Source organism: Brevibacterium litoralis, from assembly GCF_040212315.1.
Lineage (GTDB): Bacteria > Actinomycetota > Actinomycetes > Actinomycetales > Brevibacteriaceae > Brevibacterium > Brevibacterium litoralis.
This window is the reverse complement of the sequence record NZ_JBDIUY010000022.1, coordinates 95,073-116,418: the sequence shown is the minus strand read 5'-3', so window position 1 is coordinate 116,418 and position 21,346 is coordinate 95,073. Positions and strand designations below refer to the sequence as shown.

Sequence of the window (21,346 nt, the reverse complement as noted above, 5' to 3'; positions counted from 1 at the left end):
GTGACTCTCACCACCTGTCGAACGCGTGTGACGGGGACCTGACGGAGGTGTCATCGCGGGTGCACGGAACCCGAACACGGCCTTCCTAGTGTCGGGAACACACCGACGGAAGGGACACGCCATGCGGACCACACAGGACGTCACACACGAGAGGGCCACGGCCCCGGCGACGGAGCTGTCCGTCCTCGGTGCGGGCCCGGCCCCCCTCGGACAGCGGTGCGCTCGTCCACCGGCCCGGCCGCTGGATCGACGGGTTCGACCCGGAGGACCACGCGCAGTGGGAGTCCGCGGGCAGGCCGATCGCGCGACGGAACCTCGGCTGGTCGATCTACGCGGAGTTCCTGGGCTTCGTCGTCTGGCAGCTGTGGTCGATCGCGGTCGTGTCGATGCCGGCCTACGGGTTCGACATCAGCAGTTCCCAGCAGTTCTGGCTCATCTCGGTGCCCAGCCTCGTCGGCGCGACGATGCGGATCCCGTACACGTTCATGGTGCCGATCTTCGGCGGGCGCAACTGGACGGTGATCTCGGCGCTGCTCCTGTTGATCCCCGCGATCGGCCTGGCCCTGTGCCTGTCGAACCCGGCCACCCCCTTCTGGCTCATGCTCCTCGTCGCCGGTACGGCCGGGTTCGGCGGCGGCAACTTCGCCTCCTCGATGACGAACATCACCTTCTTCTTCCCCACCCGGGAGAAGGGTTGGGCACTCGGGCTCAACGCCGCCGGTGGCAACATCGGTGCGGCGGTCGCCCAGTTCGTCGTGCCGATCGTCGTGACCCTCGGCGCCGTGCTCATGACCGGGGTCGCGCCGCTCTCGCTCGCCGGTTGGTTCTGGGTGCCGCTCATCGTGCTCGGGGCCGTCGGTGCCTGGTTCTTCATGAACAACCTGTCGAACACGAAGTCCGACACCTCCGCTTATGCCTCCGCGGTGAAGGAACCGCACATGTGGATGATGGCGCTGCTGTACATCGGTACCTTCGGCTCCTTCATCGGGTTCGCCGGTGTGTTCCCCAAGCTCATCGCCGACACCTTCCCCGTCTTCTCCAGCTTCCAGGTCGGCGCGGCGACGATCTCGCTCGCCTTCATGGGTGCCCTCGTCGGATCGCTCGCCCGGCCCTACGGTGGCAAGCTCGCCGACCGGTTCGGCGGCACCCGCCCGACGATCGCCTGCTTCCTCGTCATGGCCGTCATGTCGGTCGTCGTCCTCGGGATCCTGCAGGTCGACAGCTTCTGGCTGTTCCTCGCGGCGTTCCTGGTGCTGTTCGTCGCCTCGGGGCTCGGCAACGGCTCCGCCTACCGGATGATCCCGACGGTCTTCGACCTGCGGGCGCAGCTCAAGACGGCCCGCGGTCGCGCCGGTGTCATGGACCCGGCCCGTCAGTCGGCCGCCGCGCTCGGCCTCATCAGCTCGGTCGGTGCCTACGGTGGCTTCCTCGTCCCGCAGTTGCTCAACCTCGTGAAGGAGAACACCGGCGGCTACGACCTGGCTTTCATCGCCTTCGCCGGCGTCTACCTGGGCTTCGGTCTCCTCACCTGGGCCGTTTACGGCCGCCGCGGCACCGTCCTCGGCGACGCCCGGATCTGATCGACCTCCACCCGCACGATGGACCCCCACACCGGCCCTGGAACCACGGGCACCCCCGCACCCTTTCCGCACGACTCCACCGGTCGCTCGACCGGTGACGACGAGAGGAACCCCATGGACACGCTCACCGCTCCCCGTACCGATCAGGCTCCCGCTGCCGAGGCGCCCTCGACCGCGGCCGCCAGCACCGGTTCACCCGCGACCGAGGCGGAGGCGCTCGGCACCTGGCTCCGTCTGTGCGCGCTCGACGCCCTGGACCGTGAATGGGGCGCGGCCGCGCTCATCGAGAACGGCGAGCCCGGTGGCCACCAGCTCGCGATCTTCCGCCTCTGGGACGACCGGGTGTTCGTCACCGACAACGTCGATCCCCACACCGGTGCGGCCGTCATGTCGCGCGGCATCGTCGGCGACAAGGGTGGGAACCCGACCGTCGCGAGCCCCCTCCTCAAGGCCGTCTTCGACCTGGAGACCGGGGATTCGCCCACCCACCCGGACCTCCACCTCATCACCTACCCGGTCCGGATCACCGAGGGCGCCGTGGAAGTCCTCTTCCCCGCCTGAGCGGAAGGCCGCCTGAATCGGCTCCACCCGCGTACCTACGAGCTTGATGTCGTTCGACAGGACATCTGTCTCGTCATCACCAAGGACTACGAGACATATGTCCTGTCGAACGACATCGGCCTTGCAGCCACGCGACTGCAAGGTCGATGTCGTTCGACAGGACATCTGTCTCGTCACCCCCAAGGACTACGAGACATGTGTCCTGGCGAACGACATCGGCCTTGTAGTCACGTGACTGCAAGGCCGATGTGCGTGCCGGGGGTCGGGCGGCGATCAGGTCAGCGGTGGGGTGGTCAGCGGGCCAGGCGGAAGCCGCGCTTGGGCACCGTGACGACGACCTGGAGGTCGCCCAGGAGCTTGCGCAGGCGCGAGACGGCCATGTCGATCGCATGATCGCTCGGAGCGGCCGGCAGCGCACGGCGCAGCGTGTCGCGACTGACGACGTCCCCCTGTGCCTGGATGACGATCCGCAACAGGTCGGCCAGGTGCGGCGGCAGCGTGATGACGTTGGGCTCACCGTCACCGACAGAGCCGTCACCGACACGTCCGTCACGACCGGTACCGTCCCCATCACGCGCGCCGTCCATCGGCGTCACGTGCAGGTCGACCCCGCGCAGGGCGACCGTCCCGGCCGGGGTCTCGGCCCGGTCGATCGCGTGGTCGTTGAGGTGGTCGACGACGACCCGGATGAGAGAACCCAGGCGGTGTCGCGGCGGGATCAGCGGTTCGACCCCGGCGGCCACGAGAGGCGCGGCGGTCACCGGTCCGACGGCGGCGCAGGTGACCTCGGTGCGCATCGCCTCGACGAGCAGGTCGTAGGTGCCCTCGGCGCGGGCGGCCTCGAAGAGCGCCTCGGCCGAGGGGGCGGAGGTGAAGGTGAGGACGTCGACGTGGTGGCGGATGACGGCGGCGACGAGCGACTCGACGGCCTTCGGGTCCTCCGGCGGCGCCCACCGGTAGGGCCGGATCGTCACGAGGTCGGCACCGGCCTCGACCATCCGGGCCATCTGTCCGTGGTCGATGACACCGTGCTGTTGGACCGCCACCCGCCGTCCGGCCACCCCGTGTGCCAGGGCGACGTCGACGAGCGAGGTCGTCGAGTCGTCCGCGCTGATGCCCGCGTCACTGAATCCCTGCGCCCGGACGGCGCCCCGCGCCTTGGCCCCGCGCACCAGGATCGTCGTCGACCCCAGGGCGGCCCGCAGGTCGTCCCCGAGTCCGGCGGCCTCCGCGGCCTCGAACCATCCGTTGAGCCCGTGCCCGGTGGTGACGAGCAGCAGGTCCGGGGGGCCGTCGATGACGCTGCGCGTCTCGTCGAGCAGATCCGCATCGCCCTCGGTCGGGGTGATGCGCAGGGTCGGTGCGGACACCACCTGGGCCCCGCGCCGTCGGAACGCGTTGGCCTGGTCGGTCGCCCGCCGCGAGGCGGTCACCCCGATCGTGAAGCCGGCGAGCACCGTGTCGAGGGGAGCGGCGGGTTCCTCCTCACCACCGGCCGCTGCGGCCTGCACCGCGGGGGAGTCGAGCGGATCCGCTCCCGAGGCGCCCTGTCCGACACCTGCCTCCGTCGCCCCGTCGGTCGGGGCGTCTCCTGCCGGCAGGGCCGTACCGATGACCCCGGTCCCGGCGGCCACGGCGTCGAGAGCACCGCGGACGGGCACCTCGCCGTCGACGCCGGGTTCGAGAGGCGGCTCGGGGTCGAGGCGGGCGGACGCCTCGGTCGCGATGGCCAGGAGTTCGTCGCGCAGGCGGACGACCTCACCGATGACGACGACGGCGGGGGACCGCACGGAGTGCTGGGCGGCGATCCCGACGATCGAGGCCGCGGTCCCGGTGAACACGCGCTGGTCGGCGGCCCAACCGTTCTCGACGACGGCGGCGGGCACCTCGGCGTCGAGGCCGTGCGCACGCAGTCCGTCGAGGATCGGGACGAGGTTGTTCACCGCCATGAGGAGCACGAGGGTGCCGCCGACCTTGACGAGGCCCTCGAGCACCCGGGGTTCGGGCACCTGATGGCCGGAGAGCACGGTGAAGGAGGTCGAGATGCCACGGCAGGTGACGGGGACGTCGGCGGCGGCCGGCACCGACACGGCCGAGGTGATGCCCGGGCGGACCGTCACCGGGACACCGGAGGCCAGGAGCGTGCGCCGTTCCTCGGCACCACGGCCGAAGACATAGGGGTCGCCGCCCTTGAGACGGACGACCCGGTACCCGGAGCGTCCGAACTCGACGAGGAGTTCCTCGATCCGGTCCTGCGGGATCCGGTGGTACCCGGGGTCCTTCCCGACGTCGACGACCAGCGCACCGGGGCACAGCTCGTCGAGCGACTCCCGGGGGCCGAGGCGGTCGGCGAACACGACATCGGCGTGGCGGAGGTCGTGCTGGGCACCGAGTGTCATGAGGTCGACCGGTCCGGGTCCGCCGCCCACGAGCGACACACCGGGTTCGGCGGACCACACCGGGATGGACAGGACTCGCAGGCGCGCGCACTGCTCGGCCCAGAAGGACGCCTCGGCGTCGTCCCGGGGCACGCAGACGACGAGCGCGTGGTCGGGGAGGGTGGAGACCGCCCGGGCGGCGGAGACGAAGTGCAGGTCGTGGAGCGCGGTGGCGAGGAACGACCAGGCGTGCGAGGGCGTGAGCCCGTGCCCGGCGGCCAGCAGGGAGAGGTCCTGGTGGACGGCGATCAGACGGTCGACGGAATCGGCGACGGTGAGCCGGGCCCCGGCCCGGTGCAGACGGGCGAGGACCGGCAGGCGGGACCGTCCCGTGCCCACGAGGAGCACGGGACGGTCGGAGAGGTCGAAACCGTGGAAGGACGGGGACGGGGTCACCGGGGGACACCTTTCGAGGGACGGACTACCGGAACGACTTTAGTCGGTGGGGTGCCGGGGTTGGGGCGGCGTGGGGCACAGCAGCGGCATTCGGATCAGCCCCGTACCGGGAGCGTCGCACCGGCGATGAGCTGCGCCCGCTCCTCGGGGGCGGCCGGACGGACCTGGTCGCGTTCGGGCACGTGGAGGATCGAGGGGTCGGACGCCTCGGGCGCGTTGACGAAGGGACGGAAGTGGGCCAGGCGGGCGGGGTCCTGCAGGGTCGCCGCCCACTCGTCCTGGTAGTTCTCGACGAACGACTGCACCTCCTTCTCCAGTTCCTCGCCGATGCCCAGGGAGTCCTCGAGGACGACCTCCTTGACGTGGTCGATGCCCCCGGGCAGGGACTCGATCCAGGGTGCCGTACGCTGCAGGCGTTCCGCCGAGCGGATGTAGTACATGACGAACCGGTCGATGACCCGGATGAGTTCGGCGTCGTCGAGGTCCTGGGCGAACAGCTCGGCGTGGCGCGGGGTGAAGCCGCCGTTGCCACCCACGTAGACGTTCCACCCCTTGTCGGTGGCGATGACGCCGACGTCCTTGCTGCGGGCCTCGGCGCACTCGCGGGCACAGCCGGAGACACCGAACTTGAGCTTGTGGGGGCTGCGCAGGCCGCGATAGCGCAGCTCCAGTTCGACGGCCATGCCGACGGAGTCCTGCACGCCGTAGCGGCACCAGGAGGAGCCCACGCAGGACTTCACCGTGCGCAGCGACTTGCCGTAGGCCTGGCCGGACTCCATCCCGGCGTCGATGAGCTTCTCCCAGATCTCCGGGAGCTGTTCGAGACGGGCACCGAAGATGTCGATGCGCTGGGCGCCGGTGATCTTCGTGTACAGGCCGTACTCGCGGGCGATCTCGCCGATGACGATGAGCTTCTCGGGCGTGATCTCGCCGCCGGGCACGCGCGGGACGATCGAATAGGTGCCGTCCTTCTGCATGTTCGCCAGGGCCCGGTCGTTCGTGTCCTGGAGGCCGCCGCGCTCGGCGTCGAGCACGTGCTCGTTGAAGAGCACCGCGAGGATGTTGGCGACGGCCGGCTTGCAGATGTCACAGCCGTGGCCGCCGGTGCCGACGGTCTCGAGCGCCTGGGAGAAGCTCTCCAGCCGCCCGACCTTTATGGCCTCGAACAGTTCGGGGCGGGTGAGCTCGAAGTGCTCGCAGATGCCGGAGGCGACCTCGAGGCCCTGGTTCTCCATCTCCTTGTCGGCGATCTTCTGCACGAGGCCCACGCAGGACCCGCACTGGGTGCCGGCGTTCGAGCAGGCCTTCACCGAGGCGAGGTCGTGGTTGCCCTCGCACACGGCATCGCGGACGGAGCCCGCGGTCACGTTGTTGCACGAGCAGACGACGGCGTCGTCGGGCAGATCGGTCTCGGGCATCTCGCCGCCTCCGGAGAGGAAGGCGGCGGGCTCGGCCTCGAGCTTCCGGCCGAGCAGCGGTCGCAGCGCCCCGTAGGGTTCGGCGTCGCCGACGAAGACACCGCCGAGCAGCGTGCGGGCGTCGTCGGAGAGGACGAGCTTCTGGTAGATCCCGGCGACGGGATCGGACATGACGACGTCGAGCGTGCCCGGTGCCCGGGACAGGGAGTCGCCGAAGGTCGCGACGTCCTGCCCGGCGAGCTTGAGCTTCACCGCGTCGTCGACGACGAGGAACTCGTCGTCCCCACCCGTGAGACGGGAGGCGACGACCTCCGCCATCGCATTGGCCGGGGCCACGAGGCCGTGCGTCCAGCCGTCGACGCTCGCCACCTCACCGATCGCCCAGACACCGGGGGTGGTGGTGCTGCAGGCCTCGTCGATCGGCAGACCACCGCGCGGGTGGACCTGGAGGCCGGCGTCGCGGGCCAGTTCATCACGTGGGGTGATGCCGACGGCCCACACGACGAGGTCCGCGGCGACGAACCGGCCGCCCACCTCGACGCCGTACACCTGGCCGGTCCCGTCGCCCGAGTCGTCGAGGAGTTCGACGACGGCGTCGGGGCGCTTGCCCAGGTGGAGGGAGATCCCGCGGTCACGGATCGCGGCGTTGAGCGCCCGGCCTCCGCCCTCGTCGAGCTGGGAGGACATGAGCCATTCACGGGAGTGGACGAGATGGGTGTCGAAGCCGTGGTCGCGCAGGCCCCCGGCCGCTTCGAGGCCGAGTACACCGCCGCCGATGACCACGGCCTTCGCATTGGCCATGACGCCGCGCTCGGCCCGCAGGGCGTCGACGCGCTCCTGCATCCGGTCGACGTCGGCGAGGGTGCGGTAGACGAACACACCGTCCAGGTCGTTGCCCGGGATCGGCGGGAGGGTCGCGTCGGAACCGGTGGCCATGACGAGTTCGTCGTAGGGCAGCAGCGTGCACTGAGCGCGGAAGTCCGGGTCCTCGGTCCGGGCCGCGGTCGAGGTGCGGGCCGCCGGGGCGTCGTCGGCGAGAGCGGAACTGCACAGCACGACCTCGCGGGAATCGGGGAGCACCTTCACCACACGCGTGTGGGTGAGCAGGGTCGTCCGGTCGTCCCACAGGTCGTCGTCGACGAGCGTGAGGTCGTGGTCCGGCAGCCACCGCTTGGCCAGGTTCACCCGGTCATAGGGACGGTGCGCCTCCTCGCCGATCACGACGACGGGGCTCGTGTCACCGCGGTCCCGCAGGGCCGTGACGAAGCGGTGGGCGGCCGGGCCGGCACCGATCACGACGATCCGGCGTCCGGCCCCGGACCGTGCGTCGTCGAGGGGGAGCGTGTGGTGGACGGGCAGGTCGGCGGTGCTGGAGTTGTGCGGCATGGCGGGGTCCCTTCCGTGGCGTCGCGTCCGACGTTACGTGTGCCACATCACGGACCGTGTCCGGGGACGTTGACCCACCGTCACGGTCCTCTCACACCTCCCGCGCCCACCGTGAGAGGGCTCAGCCCTGAGCAGCGGTGGGGTGCCGGGGTGCGGGCGGCGTTCAGCGCAGTTGTGACAGGTTCTCCTCGGCGAGGCCGTGGGAGATCGTCATGCCGATCCCGGTCGACACCGTCACCGCGGTCGTCCGGTCGTCCAGTCGTTCGCACACCAGGTCCGTCGAGTCGCTCGACGCGTAGACCCCCTGCCAGCGTTGGAGCACAGAGAAGCCGGGCACACCCAGGATCGCGGCGTGCTCGCGCAGGAGCACCTCGGTCGTCGCCTCCTCCTGGAAGGGCGCGACGGTCCCCGCCCGCATGTGCGAGTCGCCGAGGATCAGGGTCCCGTCCGGCCGCCTGGTGAACATCACGTTCGCGTCGACCTCCAGGAGCTCGGGGGAGTCCTCCGCGAAACGGGCGCGCACCGCGGCCGCACCGGCGAGCCCGGCGAAGGCGGGGTACCGCAGCAGCGAGGTCCCGGTGAGCACCGCCGAGTCGATCGTGAACCCTTCCGGCGCCCGGGCGAGCACCATCTGCAGGGCGCACTCGCGGACCCCGGAGGCCTCGGCGACCTCGGGCCGGACCCCGCGCAGTCCGTGCCCGGCGCACAGGAAGACGTGCGCGGCGCGCAGGCCGCCGCGGGTGGTGAGGACGACGCCGTCCTCGACGACGAGCGCGCGGGTGCCGTAGTGGAAGGTGACCCCCTGGTCCTCCGCCAGCCAGGCCGCCAGCCGCGGCGCCGCGTCGCGCGGGTCGACGCGGATGTCCCGCGGCAGGTAGGCGCCCCCGACCGCCGAGCTGCGTGGGGACCCGAGCACCGCCGTGATGCCTGCGCGGTCGACGGGGCGGACCGCCTCCGGACCGGGACCGGCGCTCCCCGCGGCTTCCTCCAGCAGGGCGAGTTCCGCGTCGTTGCGGGCGGCCATGTAGGCCCCGGACTCGCGGGCCCAGTACCCCGCCGCCGAGGCGCCCTGCAGCCAGAACTCCCGCGCGGTGTCCGCGTAGCGGGCGAACTCCCCGGTCTGCCCCGTGACACAGCAGTGTCCGAAGTTGCGCACGCTCGCCCCGACCACCGCACTGGCCTCCTCCACGACGGTGACACTCAGTCCCCGGCGGCGGGCGGCCCAGGCGTGGGCGAGCCCCACGATCCCGGCCCCGATCACGAGGACGTCGGTGGTGGGCAGCTGTGCATCGGTGGAGGTCATGGCCTCCAGTCTGGTGCGCCGCGTCGGGTGGCCCGGGTCGGAACCGGGGCCGGTTGGGCAAGCGTTCACCGACAGTTCGCCCCGAGTCCCACCACAGGCCGACCTCCACCGCGCGGCGCCGCCTAGCGTGGTCCTCCATGACCACTTCTGTGCCCGCCCCCGAATCCACCACCCCGCCGGTCGAACTCGTCGCCCTCGACATGGCCGGGACGACCGCCGACGAGCACGGACTCGTCTACGAGGCCCTGCAGCGGTGTGTCGAGGAGACCGGCACCGGTGTGTCCGCGGCGGACCTCCAGCACTGGATGGGCGCCGACAAGACCGAGGCGATCGCGGGCCTCCTGGCCGCCGGTGGCCACGCGGCGGACGGGGACACCGTCGCCGCCTGCTTCACCCGGTTCCGCGAGATCCTCCACGAGTCGTACGCAGCGACGCCGCCGCGGGCGCTCGCCGGGGTCGAGGAGGCACTCGTGACCCTCCGCACCGCCGGGATCCGCGTGGCGCTCACCACCGGTTTCGACACCGAGGTCGCCACCGCCGTGCTGAAGGTCCTCGGCTGGGAGGTCACGGGGGAGAGCGAGGGGCGGGGCGCCTCGGGAGCGGGGGTCGTGATCGACGCCCTCGTGTGCTCCGACCAGGTGGCCGCCGGACGGCCCGCGCCCTACATGATCCACCGGGCGATGGAACGCACGGGTGTCCGGGACGTCGCGCGCGTGCTCGTCGCCGGCGACACGGTCGTCGACGCACAGGCGGGCAGGGCCGCGGGCGCGGCGTACGTGATCGGCGTCCTCACCGGCAAGCTCGACCGGGAGGGTTTCGCGGGCACAGGGGCCACCCACGTGCTCGACGGCGTCGCGGGGATCCCCGCGCTCCGCTCCCTCTGAATCGAAGTCCGCGGATCGACTGTGCGGAGAACGGCGTCGGACGGGGGCCATAACGCCATCCTCCGCACAGTCGATCCGCGGACCTCGATTCAGAGGGAGCGGAGCGCGGGGATCCCCGCGCTCCTCTCCCTCTGAATCGAGGTCCGCGGATCGACTGTGCGGAGAACGGCGTCGGACGGGGGCCATAACGCCATTCTCCGCACAGTCGAATCGCTCAGGTCAGAGCTTGCGCAGCTGGATGCGACGCACCTGGTGGTCCTCGCCCTTGTGGAGGACGAGATCGGCGCGACCGCGGCTGGGCAGGACGTTCTGCCGCAGATTGGGCTCGTTGATCGTCGCCCAGATCTCCTGCGCGAGGTCCCGGGCCTGCTCGTCGCTCAGCTGCGAGTAACGGTGGAAGTAGGAGTCGGGGTCGGTGAAGGCGCCCTGCTTGAGCTTCATGAACCTGTCGATGTACCACTCGCGGATGTGCTGGGTGGACGCGTCGACGTAGATGCTGAAGTCGAAGTAGTCGCTCACCGACAGTCCCATCCGCCCGTCGGCCCGGGGGCGTGAGGGCTGGAGGACGTTGAGCCCCTCGACGATGAGGACGTCGGGAGTGCGGACGGTCACCTCGGCGCCGGGGACCCGGTCGTAGGTGTGGTGGGAGTAGACGGGGGCGCGCACCTCCGGAGCGCCGGACTTCACGGCGGCCATGAACCGCAGGAGGGCGCGGCGGTCGTAGGACTCCGGGAACCCCTTGCGGCCGTGCAGCCCACGGCGGGACTGTTCCTCGTTGGTGAGCAGGAACCCGTCGGTGGTGATGAGCTGCACCCGTGGGGTGTCCGGCCAGCGCGAGAGCATCTCACGCAGCACACGGGCGGTCGTCGACTTGCCGACGGCCACGGACCCGGCGACCCCGATGACGAAGGGCGTGCGGGTGGGCACGGGGTCCTCGCCGAGATCGGACAGCGGCTCGAAGAACTGGCGGGTGAGCGAGTGCTTGTGGGCCTGCGCCCGGTTGTAGAGGTTGAGGAGGCGGGAGAGCGGGAGATAGACGGTCGCGACCTCGTCGAGGTCGATCGTCTCGCCCAGGCCGCGCAGTCGCTCGACGTCCGCCGAGGTGAGCGGGAGTTCCGAGTTCTGCGCCAGGTGGGACCACTCCTCGCGGTCGAAGTCCCAGTACGGCGAGGGAGCCGGTTCCGTGTCCCGCCGGGTCGCGGCGAGGCCTGCCAGGCGCCGGGCGGATTCCAGGCCGGTGGTGTCGGGAGTGAGGGCGCCGGTGGTGCGGGCGTCGGTGCCCCGGGTCGCGGACGTCATGGCCGTCATTCTTCCACGGTCGTTCACCCGACGTTCGGGCGGGCGTGGCATCCGGGCCGCCGGCGGCACCCGCCGTCAGGCCATCTTCGCAGGGGTCTTCCCCCAGGTGATGCCGCAGTTCGTGGCGACGGCCCTGCACCGGTTCGACATCAACCTGCGGACCTCGGTGATCCTCGGATACGTGGGCGTCATCGGGATCGGACACGAGATCTCCAGTTCCATGCAGACGCTCAACTACGATCGCGGGATGGCCTGGGCGCTCATCGTGCTCGTCCTCTGTGTCGTCGTCGAGATGATCTCCGGGTCGATCCGGGCCCGTCTGCTCGGCCACGCCGAGGCGGAGAAGGAGGGCCTGTACGGTCTCGTCTCCCGGACCTGGGAGAGGATCAGCGGTGTCCGCGGACCGGTGACCGCGGACATCGACCCCTCGGCACCCTATGAACCACAGCGGTACGAGAACGGTGAGGTCCGGACGACGCCCTACTGGGATCTCGACCGGGTCCGGAACACGGCGACCGCGGTGCTGATCGCCGCCCTGATCGTCACCTCGTTCCTCGTGACCGATCTGGCCGGCAGTGATCCCTTCGGTCGTCTGGAGCGGATGCCGAGCACGATCGCGATGTTCTTCCCGCCGGGGTGGGACGGCAACTTCGTCCTGTTCGCCGAGGCGATGCTCGTGACGATCCAGATCGGTCTGGCCGCGACCCTGCTCGGAATGATCATCTCCGTACCGATCGGGATCGTGGCGGCGAAGAACGTGGTCGCGAACCGGGCCGTGAACGGCGCTTTCCGCACCTTCATCGTGTGCGTCCGTGCCTTCCCGGAGCTGATCCTCGCGATCATCTTCATCGTCATCACGGGTCTCGGTCCGGTGCCGGGTGTGCTGGCCCTTGCGATCGGTTCCATCGGGCTGCTGTCCAAACTCCTGGCCGACTCCATCGAGGAGACGGACCCGGGGCCGCAGGAGGCCATGCGGGCCAACGGCGCGTCACCGGCACAGGTGTTCTTCTCCGCGACCCTGCGGCAGTCCCTGCCGGCCTTCGTCGCGCACATCCTGTACCAGCTCGACGTCAACATCCGGGCAGCGACCCTGCTGGGCATCGTCGGCGCCGGTGGCATCGGCTACTACCTGCTGGAGTCCTCGCGGGTCATGAAGTACGACGTCGTCACCGCGCTCATCCTCATGATCCTTCTCGTCGTCCTCCTCGTGGAGGGTCTGTCGGTGTGGACCCGCCGGGTGGTGCGCTGACGCCACCGCGTGCCGGAGGCCACGTACAGGCCCGCTCCTTCAGGCGCCTGAAGGAGCGGGCCTGTCCCGTTCCCGCCCGCGGGTCCCGGGGACGTGACACGGGCGGCACCGCGGGTGCGGCCGGTTCCCAGCCCGGATCGGTAGACTCGGGCCTCATGTGCGGAATCGTCGGATATGTGTCCTCGTCCAACCCCCGGAACGCCGACCACACGGCGCTCGACGTGACGATGGGCGGTCTCACCCGTCTGGAGTACCGCGGCTACGATTCCGCGGGCATCGCCCTCATCCCCGGTGACGGGACGCTGGAGATGCGCAAGAAGTCGGGCAAGCTGCAGGAACTCAAGGACCTGGTGGCAGCCGAGCCCATGAACCCGGCGATGACCGGGATCGGGCACACCCGGTGGGCGACCCATGGTGGCCCCACCGACGGCAACGCCCACCCGCATCTGGCCGACGGTGGGAAACTCGCGCTCATCCACAACGGGATCATCGAGAACTTCGCCCGCCTCAAGGCCGCGCTGGTCGCCGAGGGTGTCGAGTTCGCCTCGGAGACCGACACGGAGGTCGCCGCCCACCAGTTGGCGAAGAACTACCGGGCGACCGGTGACCTCACCGAGGCGATGCGGGTCACGACCGGTGAACTGGAGGGTGCCTTCACGTTGTTGGCCGTGCACGCCGACGTGCCGGACACCGTGGTCGCCGCCCGCCGGAACTCCCCGCTGGTCATCGGTCTGGGCGAGGGGGAGAACTTCCTGGGCTCCGACGTCGCGGCGTTCATCGACCACACGCGCAAGGCCGTCGAGGTCGGTCAGGACGAGATCGTGACGATCACCCCGGAGTCGGTGGCGATCGTCGACCGTGACGGCAACCCGGTCGACGGTGAGGCCTACGAGGTGACCTGGGATGCGGCGAGTGCGGAGAAGGGCGGGTTCCCGTCCTTCATGGACAAGGAGATCCACGATCAGCCGCAGGCGGTGGCCGACACCCTGTTGGGGCGGATGGACACCGAGGGGAAACTGATCCTCGACGAGATGCACATCGACGAGACGGTGCTGAAGTCGATCGACAAGATCATCGTGATCGCCTGTGGCACGGCCGCCTATGCCGGGCAGGTCGCGAAGTACGCGATCGAGCACTGGTGCCGGATCCCCGTCGAGGTCGAACTGGCCCACGAGTTCAGGTACCGGGATCCGATCGTCACGGAGAAGACGCTGGTCGTCGCGGTCTCCCAGTCGGGGGAGACGATGGACACGATCATGGCGGTCCGGCACGCCCGGGAGCAGGGGGCGAAGGTGATCGCGATCTGCAACACGTACGGGTCGACGATCCCGCGGGAGTCCGATGGTGCGTTGTACACGCATGCGGGTCCGGAGATCGCGGTGGCCTCGACGAAGGCGTTCCTGTCGCAGATCGTCGCCTGCTACCTGCTGGGCCTGTACCTGGCACAGTTGCGGGGCAACAAGTTCCGCGACGAGGTGACGGCGATCCTGTCGGAGTTGCAGGCGATCCCGGCGAAGATCCAGCGGGTCCTGGATGAGCGCAAGGACCAGGTGTTGGCGTTGGCGGAGCAGGTGAAGGACACGACGTCGGTGTTGTTCCTGGGTCGTCATGTCGGGTACCCGGTGGCGATGGAGGGGGCGTTGAAGCTCAAGGAGCTGGCGTACATCCATGCCGAGGGGTTCGCTGCCGGTGAGCTCAAGCACGGGCCGATCGCGTTGATCGAGGAGGGCCAGTTGGTGTTCATCGTGGTGCCGGCCGCCGGTGGGCGGGACCACCTGCACGACAAGGTGATCTCGAACATCCAGGAGGTGCGGGCCCGGGGTGCGAACACGGTGGTGATCGCGCAGGAGGGTGACACGGACGTCGAGGACTACGCGTCCGAGGTGTTCTACGTGCCGGAGACCCCGACGCTCATGGCGCCGTTGTTGACGACGGTGCCGTTGCAGGTGTTCGCCATGCAGTTGGCCACGGAGAAGGGTCTGGACGTCGACCAGCCGCGCAACCTCGCCAAGTCCGTCACGGTGGAGTGACCATGGCCATCATGGGGATCGGGCTCGACATCGCGGACGTCCCGCGGTTCCAGGAGCACGTGGAACGTGTCCCGGAACTGCTCGACCGGCTTCTCACCCCGCGTGAGCAGCTCAAGCGCAACGGCAAGCGGCGCACCTACGAGTCGCTCGCCGCGCGGTTCAGCGCCAAGGAGGCACTCACCAAGGCCATCCGCTACCCCGGCTGGATGAACTGGCAGCACGCGGAGGTGGTCTCGGCCCCCTCGGGTGCGCCGAGCTTCCGGCTGTCGGGCCCGGTCCTCGAACACTTCCGGTCGATCGGTGCCGACCGCCTGCACCTGTCGATCACCCACGACGCGAATGTGACGATGACCTACGTCATCTGCGAGGGCGACGGGGAACCGCTGAGTCCGCCCGTCGACCAACCGTTGCCTCCGATGCCGGGGCGCCCACTGGAGGACTGAGACTCGCCACCGACCTCCTAGACTGGCGGCATGACACTCCCCACCGAATCCCCGAATCCCACTGTCGCCCCCACGACCTCCTCCCTTCCCGCTCCCGAGGCGGTCCGCACCGATCTCCAGCCCGCGCTCGTCGCACTGCGCCGGGACCTCCACCGGTTCCCCGAGGTCGGCCTCCACCTGCCGCGCACCCAGGACCGGGTGCTGCGCGAGATCGAGCACCTCGACGGCCTGGAGATCACCCGCGGCGAGGGGTTGTCCTCCCTCGTCGTCGTGCTCCGGGGCGGCGCGCGACCGGCCACCGGTGCACAGGCGGTGCTCCTGCGCGGCGACATGGACGCGCTGCCCGTCACCGAGGGCAGCGGTTTCGACTTCGCGAGCGACAACGGGGCCATGCACGCCTGCGGTCACGACCTCCACACCGCCGGCCTCGTCGGCGCCGTGCATCTGCTCCACGGCATCAAGGACCGGCTCGCCGGTGACGTCGTCTTCATGTTCCAGCCCGGTGAAGAGGGACACGACGGCGCCGGGAAGATGATCGAGGAGGGTGTCCTCGAGGCCGCCGGCGTCCCCGTCGTGGCCGCCTTCGGTGTGCACGTGTCCGGTGACAACGAACTCGGGCACCTCTACACGCGCCCGGGGACGTGGATGTCCGCCGCCTCGATGATGAACGTGACGATCCGCGGTCGGGGCGCCCACGGCACCCGCCCGCACACCGGCCGCGACCCCGTCCACGCCGGCGCCCACATGGTCACCGGCCTGCAGGAGTACATCACCCGCCGGTTCGACATCTTCGACCCCGTCGTCGCGACCGTCGGCGTGTTCGAGGGCGGCACCGCCGTCAACGTCATCCCGGACACCGCCCGCATGGAGGTGACCGTCCGGACCTTCAGCAACCACACGACCGAGCGGGTGCTGACCGAACTGCCGGAGTTCATGCGCAACACCGCGCGTACCTACGGTCTGGAGGCCGAGGTCGAGTTCACCGTCGGGCTCCCCGCGACGATCAACGACGAGGCCGAGACCGCCTTCTTCCTCGACACCTTCACCGATCTCTTCGGATCCTCCCGCGTCCATGTGATGCCGAACCCCAAGTCCGGCTCCGAGGACTTCTCGAAGATCCTCCAGCGGGTGCCCGGGACCTACGGGCACATCGGCGTGGCCCCGGCCGGCGAGGATCCTGCCGCGCAGCCCTCCAACCACTCGCCGCTCGTGCGGCACTCCGACGACGCGCTCGGCGACCAGGCCCTCTTCCTCGCCACCCTGGCCGAGAGGCGACTGGGCATCCGGGACTGACCGCGTACCGGGAACTGACCGCATCCAGGACTGATTGCACCACGAACCGACTGCACCACGAACTGACGGGAGCCCGATGAGACAGGGATACACCGCCGAGGCGGTCCGCCGCGCCGAGGAACCCCTCCTCGCCGCCGGCCGCGGGGAGGCGCTCATGCGCACCGCCGCGGCCGGGCTCGCCACGGTCTGCCGTCGGGCGCTCATCGAGAACCGGGGTGCGGTCACGGGTGCGCGCGTCGTCGTCCTCACGGGTCCCGGTAACAACGGCGGCGACGCCCTGTTCGCCGCAGCGAACCTCCTCGACCGAGGCGCCCTGGCCGTCTGTGTCCCGGTGCTCTCCCGGCCCCACGCGGCGGGACTCGCCGCCTTTCTGGCCGCCGGTGGCCGCGTGCGCGAACCGGACGACGGTACCCTCGCTCTCCTGCGCGAGGCCGACCTCGTCCTCGACGGGATCCTGGGCACCGGCGCCCGACCGGGTCTGCCGGAGCAGGTGCGGGACCTCGTGCAGCGCTGGCAGGGCGTCGAGGGCGGCCAGGGCACCTCGACGGCAGGGGACGGGCCCGCCCAGGAGGTCGTCGCCGTCGACGTGCCCACGGGGGTCGACGCGACGACCGGGGAACTGTCGGACGGACACGTGCGGGCCACCCGGACGGTGTCCTTCGGCGCGGACAAGGCCGGGATGTTCCTGCCCGGCGGGGCGGACGTCGCGGGGACCGTGCACTACGTCGACATCGGGCTCGACATGAGCGACCGGACGCCGGCCGTCGAGATCCCCGAACCCCAGGACGTCCTCGACCGGTGGCCGCTCGCGGAGACCGCCCGGGCGGGGGTGCACAAGTACACCCGCGGGGTGCTCGGGCTCGTCGCCGGGTCGGGTCGGTACCCCGGTGCGGCGGTGCTCGCGGCGGCCGGGGCCGTGTCGACGGGTGTCGGCATGGTCCGATTGCACACGACCGGCGAGGTGTCCTGGCCCGCTCTCGAACGGTACCCGGAGATCGTCGTGGGGACCGGACGGGTGCAGGCCTGGGCGATGGGGCCGGGCACACCCGAGGAACCCCGGATGCGGCACGCGATCACCGATGCCGTCTCGCACGGACTGCCGATCGTGGTCGACGCCGGCGGCCTCGACCTCCTCACCCGGCCCTTGCACACCTCCGCCCTGCTCACCCCGCACGCCGGGGAGCTCGCCGCGCTGCTCGGCCGGGTGACGACCGGTGCGCCGACCCGCGAACAGGTCGAGGCGCAGCCCGTGCGGGCGGCGATCCGCGCGGCGCAGGCGATGGAAGCGACGGTCCTCCTCAAGGGGCGGCGGACGATCATCGCCCGGCCCGACCGGACCGTCGTCGCACCCGGGGTGGGGGTGGCGAACCTCGCGACGGCGGGCTCCGGGGACGTCCTCACGGGCATGCTCGGCTCCCTGTGCGCGACCTCCCGGGACCATCCGGTCGCCGAGCACACCGACCTCGCCTTCCTCGCCGGGCTCGCCGTCCTCGTCCACGCGCGGGCCGGGGCCACCGTCACGCACGCCTCGGGGATCCCGCCGCAGGTGGAACGGACCGTGCTCGAACTCGCCTCGGCGACACTCGGTCCAGACCACGTGGGTGCCCCTGACCGGCACTTCCTGGGCTGATCTGACGCCGCCCTGACCCCGGCACCCCACCGCTGCTGAAGCCGACCCGCCTGCCCGCGGGCCAGAACCGCCCCGGAATCCTTCACGGCCCTCGATATGTCATGGCATATCGAGGGCCGTCGAGCACATCTGGGCGGTGTCGGGCTCAGTGGCGGGGTGACCCGGCGCACTCCCCACTGGGTGAGATGATGGATCCATGCCGCAGCCACATCCGTCCACCCTCGTGAGAGCCCGCATCGACCTGGGCGCGATCGAGCACAACGTGCGCACCCTCGCCGCGCGGGTCGCCCCGGCACGCCTCATGTCCGTCGTCAAGGCCGACGCCTACGGACACGGTCTGCTGCCGGTCGTCGACGCCTGCCGGGCCGCCGGGGTCACCGACCTCGGCGTCGCGACCGTCCCGGAGGCACTCACCCTCACCGATCACCTGGGGGTCGATCCGGACACCCGCGCCGAGCGGGTGCTGTGCTGGTTGCACGACCCGGACACCGACCTCACCGAGTGCGTGGCCCGCGGCGTCGAACTGGGCATCGGCGCTCCCGAGGCGCTCCCCGGTCTCGTCACCGCCGCGCGGTCCGCGGGCCGGACCGCCCGCATCCACCTCAAGGTCGACACGGGTCTGGGACGTAACGGACTGACCCCCGACCAGCTCGGGGCGGTGTTGGACGGACTGACGGTGTCGGACGGACCGACGGCGGCGGGGATGCCGGGGCAGGGCGCCTCGGCAGCGGAGTCCGGCGACGGGACGACACACGTGCAGGTCGTCGGGGTGATGACACACCTGGCGGTCGCCGACGAGACGGACCACCCGGTCACCGACGAGCAGGTGCGCGCGCTCGACGTCGCGGCCGACCGGGTGCGTGTGGCCCTCGAAGCCGCCGGGGGAGTGCTCGGTGACCCGGCCGCGCTCGAGGTCCACTGCGCGAACTCGCCGGCCGCCCTGTCGCTCGACCCGGTGCCCGGCACGATGGCGCGTGTCGGTCTGTCCACCTACGGACTCAGCCCCTTCGCCGGGGTCGCCCCGGCCGAGCTCGGGCTCGTCCCGGCTCTCACGCTCCACTCGACGGTGCTCGCGGTGAAGGAGGCGCCGGCCGGCCACGGCGCCAGCTACGGTCTCGTCTACCGGGCGCCCTGCGACACCCGGTTCGCGCTCGTCGCCGGTGGGTACGCCGACGGGATCCCGCGCAGTTCCTCGACCCACGGCCAGGTTCTCATCCGCGGTCGGCGGTACCGGCAGGTGGGTAAGGTCGCGATGGACCAGGTCGTCGTCGACCTCGGTGCGCCGCTGCCCGACGGTTCGGTCGCCTCCGCCGAGGAGATCGCACGGGTGGAGGTCGGTGACCCGGTCGTCCTCATCGGACGGGGCGGGGACACCGGTCCGTCCGCCGAGGAATGGGGCGACTGGTCCGGGACCGTGAACTACGAGATCGTCACCCGGTTGGGTGAACGCGTCCGGCGCGAGTACGTGCGAAGCGAGTCGGAAGGAGTGGGCCGATGACGGGTACGGACCTCGCCGTCACCGACATGGACGACATGCGCCACCTGGCCGAGGGTCTGGCCGGGCGGTTGCGCCGCGGTGACGTCCTCGTCCTCACCGGTGACCTGGGAGCCGGTAAGACGACCTTCACGCAGTTCCTCGGGACGGCACTCGGCGTGGGCGGACGGATCTCCTCGCCCACCTTCGTCCTCGCCCGGGAGCACGCGAACACCGGCGACGGCCCCGGACTCGTCCACGTCGACGCCTACCGGCTCGGCGACGCCGACGAGTTCGCGGACCTCGACCTCGACTCCGACCTGTCCGAGGTCGTCACCGTCGTCGAATGGGGCCACGGCATGGCCGAGCAGCTGAATGACGACCGCGTGGAGATCGTCATCACCCGCCGGTTCGAGGAGGCCTGGGCACCCGCCGACCTCACCGACCTCGACACCGAGGACGAGAACCGTCGCATCACCCTGCTGCCGAGCGGGACCGACTGGACCGCGCGCGTCGCGGACCTCGCCGCGTGGTACCGGGCGGGAACACCCGATGACACGTCCGCGCCCGACGACACCTCCACCCCTGACGACTCCGAGGAGGACGCATGATCGTCGTCGCGATGGACACCTCGGCGGCCGCCTCCGTGGCCGTCGTCGAACGGGACGAGGCGACCGGCACCGAGACCGTGCACGCCGAGTGGACCGAGTTCGGGGCCCGGAAGCACGCCGAACTCCTCGGGCCCGCGCTCCTCCGTGTCGCGGAGGAGGCCGGGATCACGGGGGAGAGCGGGCCCTCGGGGAACAGGACCTCCGGGAACGACACCGAGAACGGCGGGCTCGCCGTCGTCGCCGGGGTGGGACCGGGCCCGTTCACCGGTCTGCGCGCCGGGATCGCCACCGCGATCGGCTACGCGATCGGTCGGGGGGTGCCGGTGTACGGCGTCCCGAGTCACGAGGCGCTCGCCCTCCGTGCGTACTCCCTCTCCACCACGTCGCAGTCCACGCCGTCGACGGCACCCGCCGCCGATCCGCTGGTCGTCGCCACCGACGCCCGCCGCAAGGAGGTCTACTGGACCGCCTTCGCGGGTCTCGACGAGGCCGGCCTGCCGGTCGTCTCGGCCGGTCCCGCCGTCGCCACCCCGGCGGATCTCGCGGGGTCGGGGCACCTCGGCGACGCGGCATCCGGCGGGTCCTCACCACGCCGGTACGGCCGGGGCTTCGCGCTGTACGCCGAGGTCCTCGGCGCCCCCGCCGAGGACGTCCCCGAGGCGCTCGAACCGACCGCGGCGTGGCTGGGCCGGGTGGCACTGCGTCGCCTGGCCGCCGGGCGGCCGCTGCTCGACACCTCGCCGCTCTACCTGCGCGAGGCCGACGCCCGGCCCTCTCCGGCGCGCCCGAGCGTCTTCCGGTGAGCGCGCAGGATCCTGTCACCGGGGTCGTTCCGGCCCCCGTGACCGCTCCGGCCCCCGTGACCCTGCGCCGCATGCGGTGGTGGGACATCGCCGGGGTCGCCGAACTCGACGCCCGCATCTTCGGTCCCGACGCCTGGTCGACCGCGTACTTCTGGGCCGAGACGGCCGCCCCGGGACGGACCTTCCTCGTCGCCGAGGCGCCCGCGGCGGACGGCGCGCCCGGCGAGGACGGGACGGCGGGGCGCCTCGTCGGCTTCGCGGGTCTGTCGGTCTCCGGCCCGCAGTCGGACGTCCTCACGATCGCGAGCGCTCCCGAGGCGCGGGGCAGGGGAGTGGGTCGCCTCCTCCTCGACGCCCTCATGGACCGGGCACGGGAGGCCGGGTGCGAGGTCGTGCACCTCGACGTCCGGGACGACAACGCGCCCGCGCTCGGTCTCTACGCCTCGCGCGGCTTCGAGGAGCTCCAACGCCGGCCCGGTTACTACGCCCCGGACCCCTCGACCGGCCGCGCCCCCGACGCGGTCCTCATGCGCGCCTTCCTCTGAGAG

Annotated in this window: 16 protein-coding genes; 12 read left to right on the top strand and 4 right to left on the bottom strand. The window is 71.1% G+C overall.

Annotated features, from left to right (window positions below; all coding sequences use genetic code 11):
- The first annotated feature begins 188 nt into the window (after window positions 1-188).
- Both AAD496_RS08120 and nirD read left to right on the top strand, forming a co-directional pair.
- The gene (locus AAD496_RS08120; RefSeq protein ID WP_349828155.1) at window positions 189-1,580 is read left to right on the top strand and encodes an MFS transporter; all 1,392 of its coding nucleotides are present in this window, start codon (window positions 189-191) and stop codon (window positions 1,578-1,580) included.
- Between the two features lie 114 nt (window positions 1,581-1,694).
- On the top strand, window positions 1,695-2,141 hold the full coding sequence (nirD, locus tag AAD496_RS08115; RefSeq protein ID WP_349828154.1) for a nitrite reductase small subunit NirD: 447 nt from the start codon (window positions 1,695-1,697) through the stop codon (window positions 2,139-2,141).
- Window positions 2,142-2,434: 293 nt separating this feature from the next.
- Here the strand turns inward: nirD and AAD496_RS08110 are convergent, their stop codons facing one another.
- The 3 genes from AAD496_RS08110 to AAD496_RS08100 all read right to left on the bottom strand — a co-directional run bounded on the left by AAD496_RS08110 (window position 2,435) and on the right by AAD496_RS08100 (window position 9,082).
- Window positions 2,435-4,975 (bottom strand): uroporphyrinogen-III synthase, encoded by a 2,541-nt coding sequence (locus tag AAD496_RS08110; protein WP_349828153.1) that lies wholly within the window; start codon window positions 4,973-4,975, stop codon window positions 2,435-2,437.
- A 95-nt stretch (window positions 4,976-5,070) separates the two neighbouring features.
- Window positions 5,071-7,779 (bottom strand): nitrite reductase large subunit NirB, encoded by a 2,709-nt coding sequence (gene nirB / locus AAD496_RS08105; RefSeq protein WP_349828152.1) that lies wholly within the window; start codon window positions 7,777-7,779, stop codon window positions 5,071-5,073.
- 163 nt (window positions 7,780-7,942) lie between these two features.
- A complete protein-coding gene (locus AAD496_RS08100) occupies window positions 7,943-9,082 on the bottom strand; it encodes a TIGR03364 family FAD-dependent oxidoreductase (RefSeq protein ID WP_349828151.1) in 1,140 nt (379 codons plus the stop codon).
- 137 nt (window positions 9,083-9,219) lie between these two features.
- On the opposite strand from AAD496_RS08100, the gene AAD496_RS08095 reads away from it, so the two are divergent.
- Complete coding sequence (locus AAD496_RS08095; protein WP_349828150.1) at window positions 9,220-9,966, top strand: phosphonatase-like hydrolase; 747 nt, start codon at window positions 9,220-9,222, stop codon at window positions 9,964-9,966.
- Between the two features lie 219 nt (window positions 9,967-10,185).
- Here AAD496_RS08095 and coaA read toward each other — a convergent pair whose 3' ends face one another.
- Entirely contained in the window at window positions 10,186-11,265 is a 1,080-nt protein-coding gene (gene coaA, locus AAD496_RS08090) for a type I pantothenate kinase (protein WP_349828149.1), read from the bottom strand.
- On the opposite strand from coaA, the gene phnE reads away from it, so the two are divergent.
- The 9 genes from phnE (at window position 11,264) to AAD496_RS08045 (ending at window position 21,343) form a co-directional block, all read left to right on the top strand.
- Entirely contained in the window at window positions 11,264-12,514 is a 1,251-nt protein-coding gene (gene phnE / locus AAD496_RS08085) for a phosphonate ABC transporter, permease protein PhnE (RefSeq protein WP_349828148.1), read from the top strand. The genes coaA and phnE overlap by 2 nt on opposite strands.
- Window positions 12,515-12,669: 155 nt before the next feature.
- On the top strand, window positions 12,670-14,544 hold the full coding sequence (gene glmS, locus AAD496_RS08080) for a glutamine--fructose-6-phosphate transaminase (isomerizing) (protein WP_349828147.1): 1,875 nt from the start codon (window positions 12,670-12,672) through the stop codon (window positions 14,542-14,544).
- 2 nt (window positions 14,545-14,546) lie between these two features.
- Window positions 14,547-14,987 carry a holo-ACP synthase gene (locus AAD496_RS08075; RefSeq protein ID WP_349828146.1) on the top strand — a complete coding sequence of 147 codons (441 nt, stop codon included), beginning with the start codon at window positions 14,547-14,549 and terminating at the stop codon, window positions 14,985-14,987.
- 30 nt (window positions 14,988-15,017) lie between these two features.
- A complete protein-coding gene (locus AAD496_RS08070) occupies window positions 15,018-16,280 on the top strand; it encodes a M20 metallopeptidase family protein (RefSeq protein WP_349828145.1) in 1,263 nt (420 codons plus the stop codon).
- 76 nt (window positions 16,281-16,356) lie between these two features.
- On the top strand, window positions 16,357-17,910 hold the full coding sequence (locus tag AAD496_RS08065) for a bifunctional ADP-dependent NAD(P)H-hydrate dehydratase/NAD(P)H-hydrate epimerase (RefSeq protein ID WP_349828144.1): 1,554 nt from the start codon (window positions 16,357-16,359) through the stop codon (window positions 17,908-17,910).
- 196 nt (window positions 17,911-18,106) lie between these two features.
- Window positions 18,107-19,408 (top strand): alanine racemase, encoded by a 1,302-nt coding sequence (locus AAD496_RS08060; RefSeq protein WP_349828143.1) that lies wholly within the window; start codon window positions 18,107-18,109, stop codon window positions 19,406-19,408.
- Entirely contained in the window at window positions 19,405-19,995 is a 591-nt protein-coding gene (tsaE, locus tag AAD496_RS08055) for a tRNA (adenosine(37)-N6)-threonylcarbamoyltransferase complex ATPase subunit type 1 TsaE (protein WP_349828142.1), read from the top strand. The genes AAD496_RS08060 and tsaE overlap by 4 nt, the downstream gene beginning before the upstream one ends.
- Complete coding sequence (gene tsaB, locus AAD496_RS08050; RefSeq protein WP_349828141.1) at window positions 19,992-20,798, top strand: tRNA (adenosine(37)-N6)-threonylcarbamoyltransferase complex dimerization subunit type 1 TsaB; 807 nt, start codon at window positions 19,992-19,994, stop codon at window positions 20,796-20,798. The genes tsaE and tsaB overlap by 4 nt, the downstream gene beginning before the upstream one ends.
- Window positions 20,795-21,343, top strand: a complete 549-nt coding sequence (locus tag AAD496_RS08045; protein ID WP_349828140.1) for a GNAT family N-acetyltransferase — start codon at window positions 20,795-20,797, stop codon at window positions 21,341-21,343. The genes tsaB and AAD496_RS08045 overlap by 4 nt, the downstream gene beginning before the upstream one ends.
- Window positions 21,344-21,346: the final 3 nt, after the last annotated feature.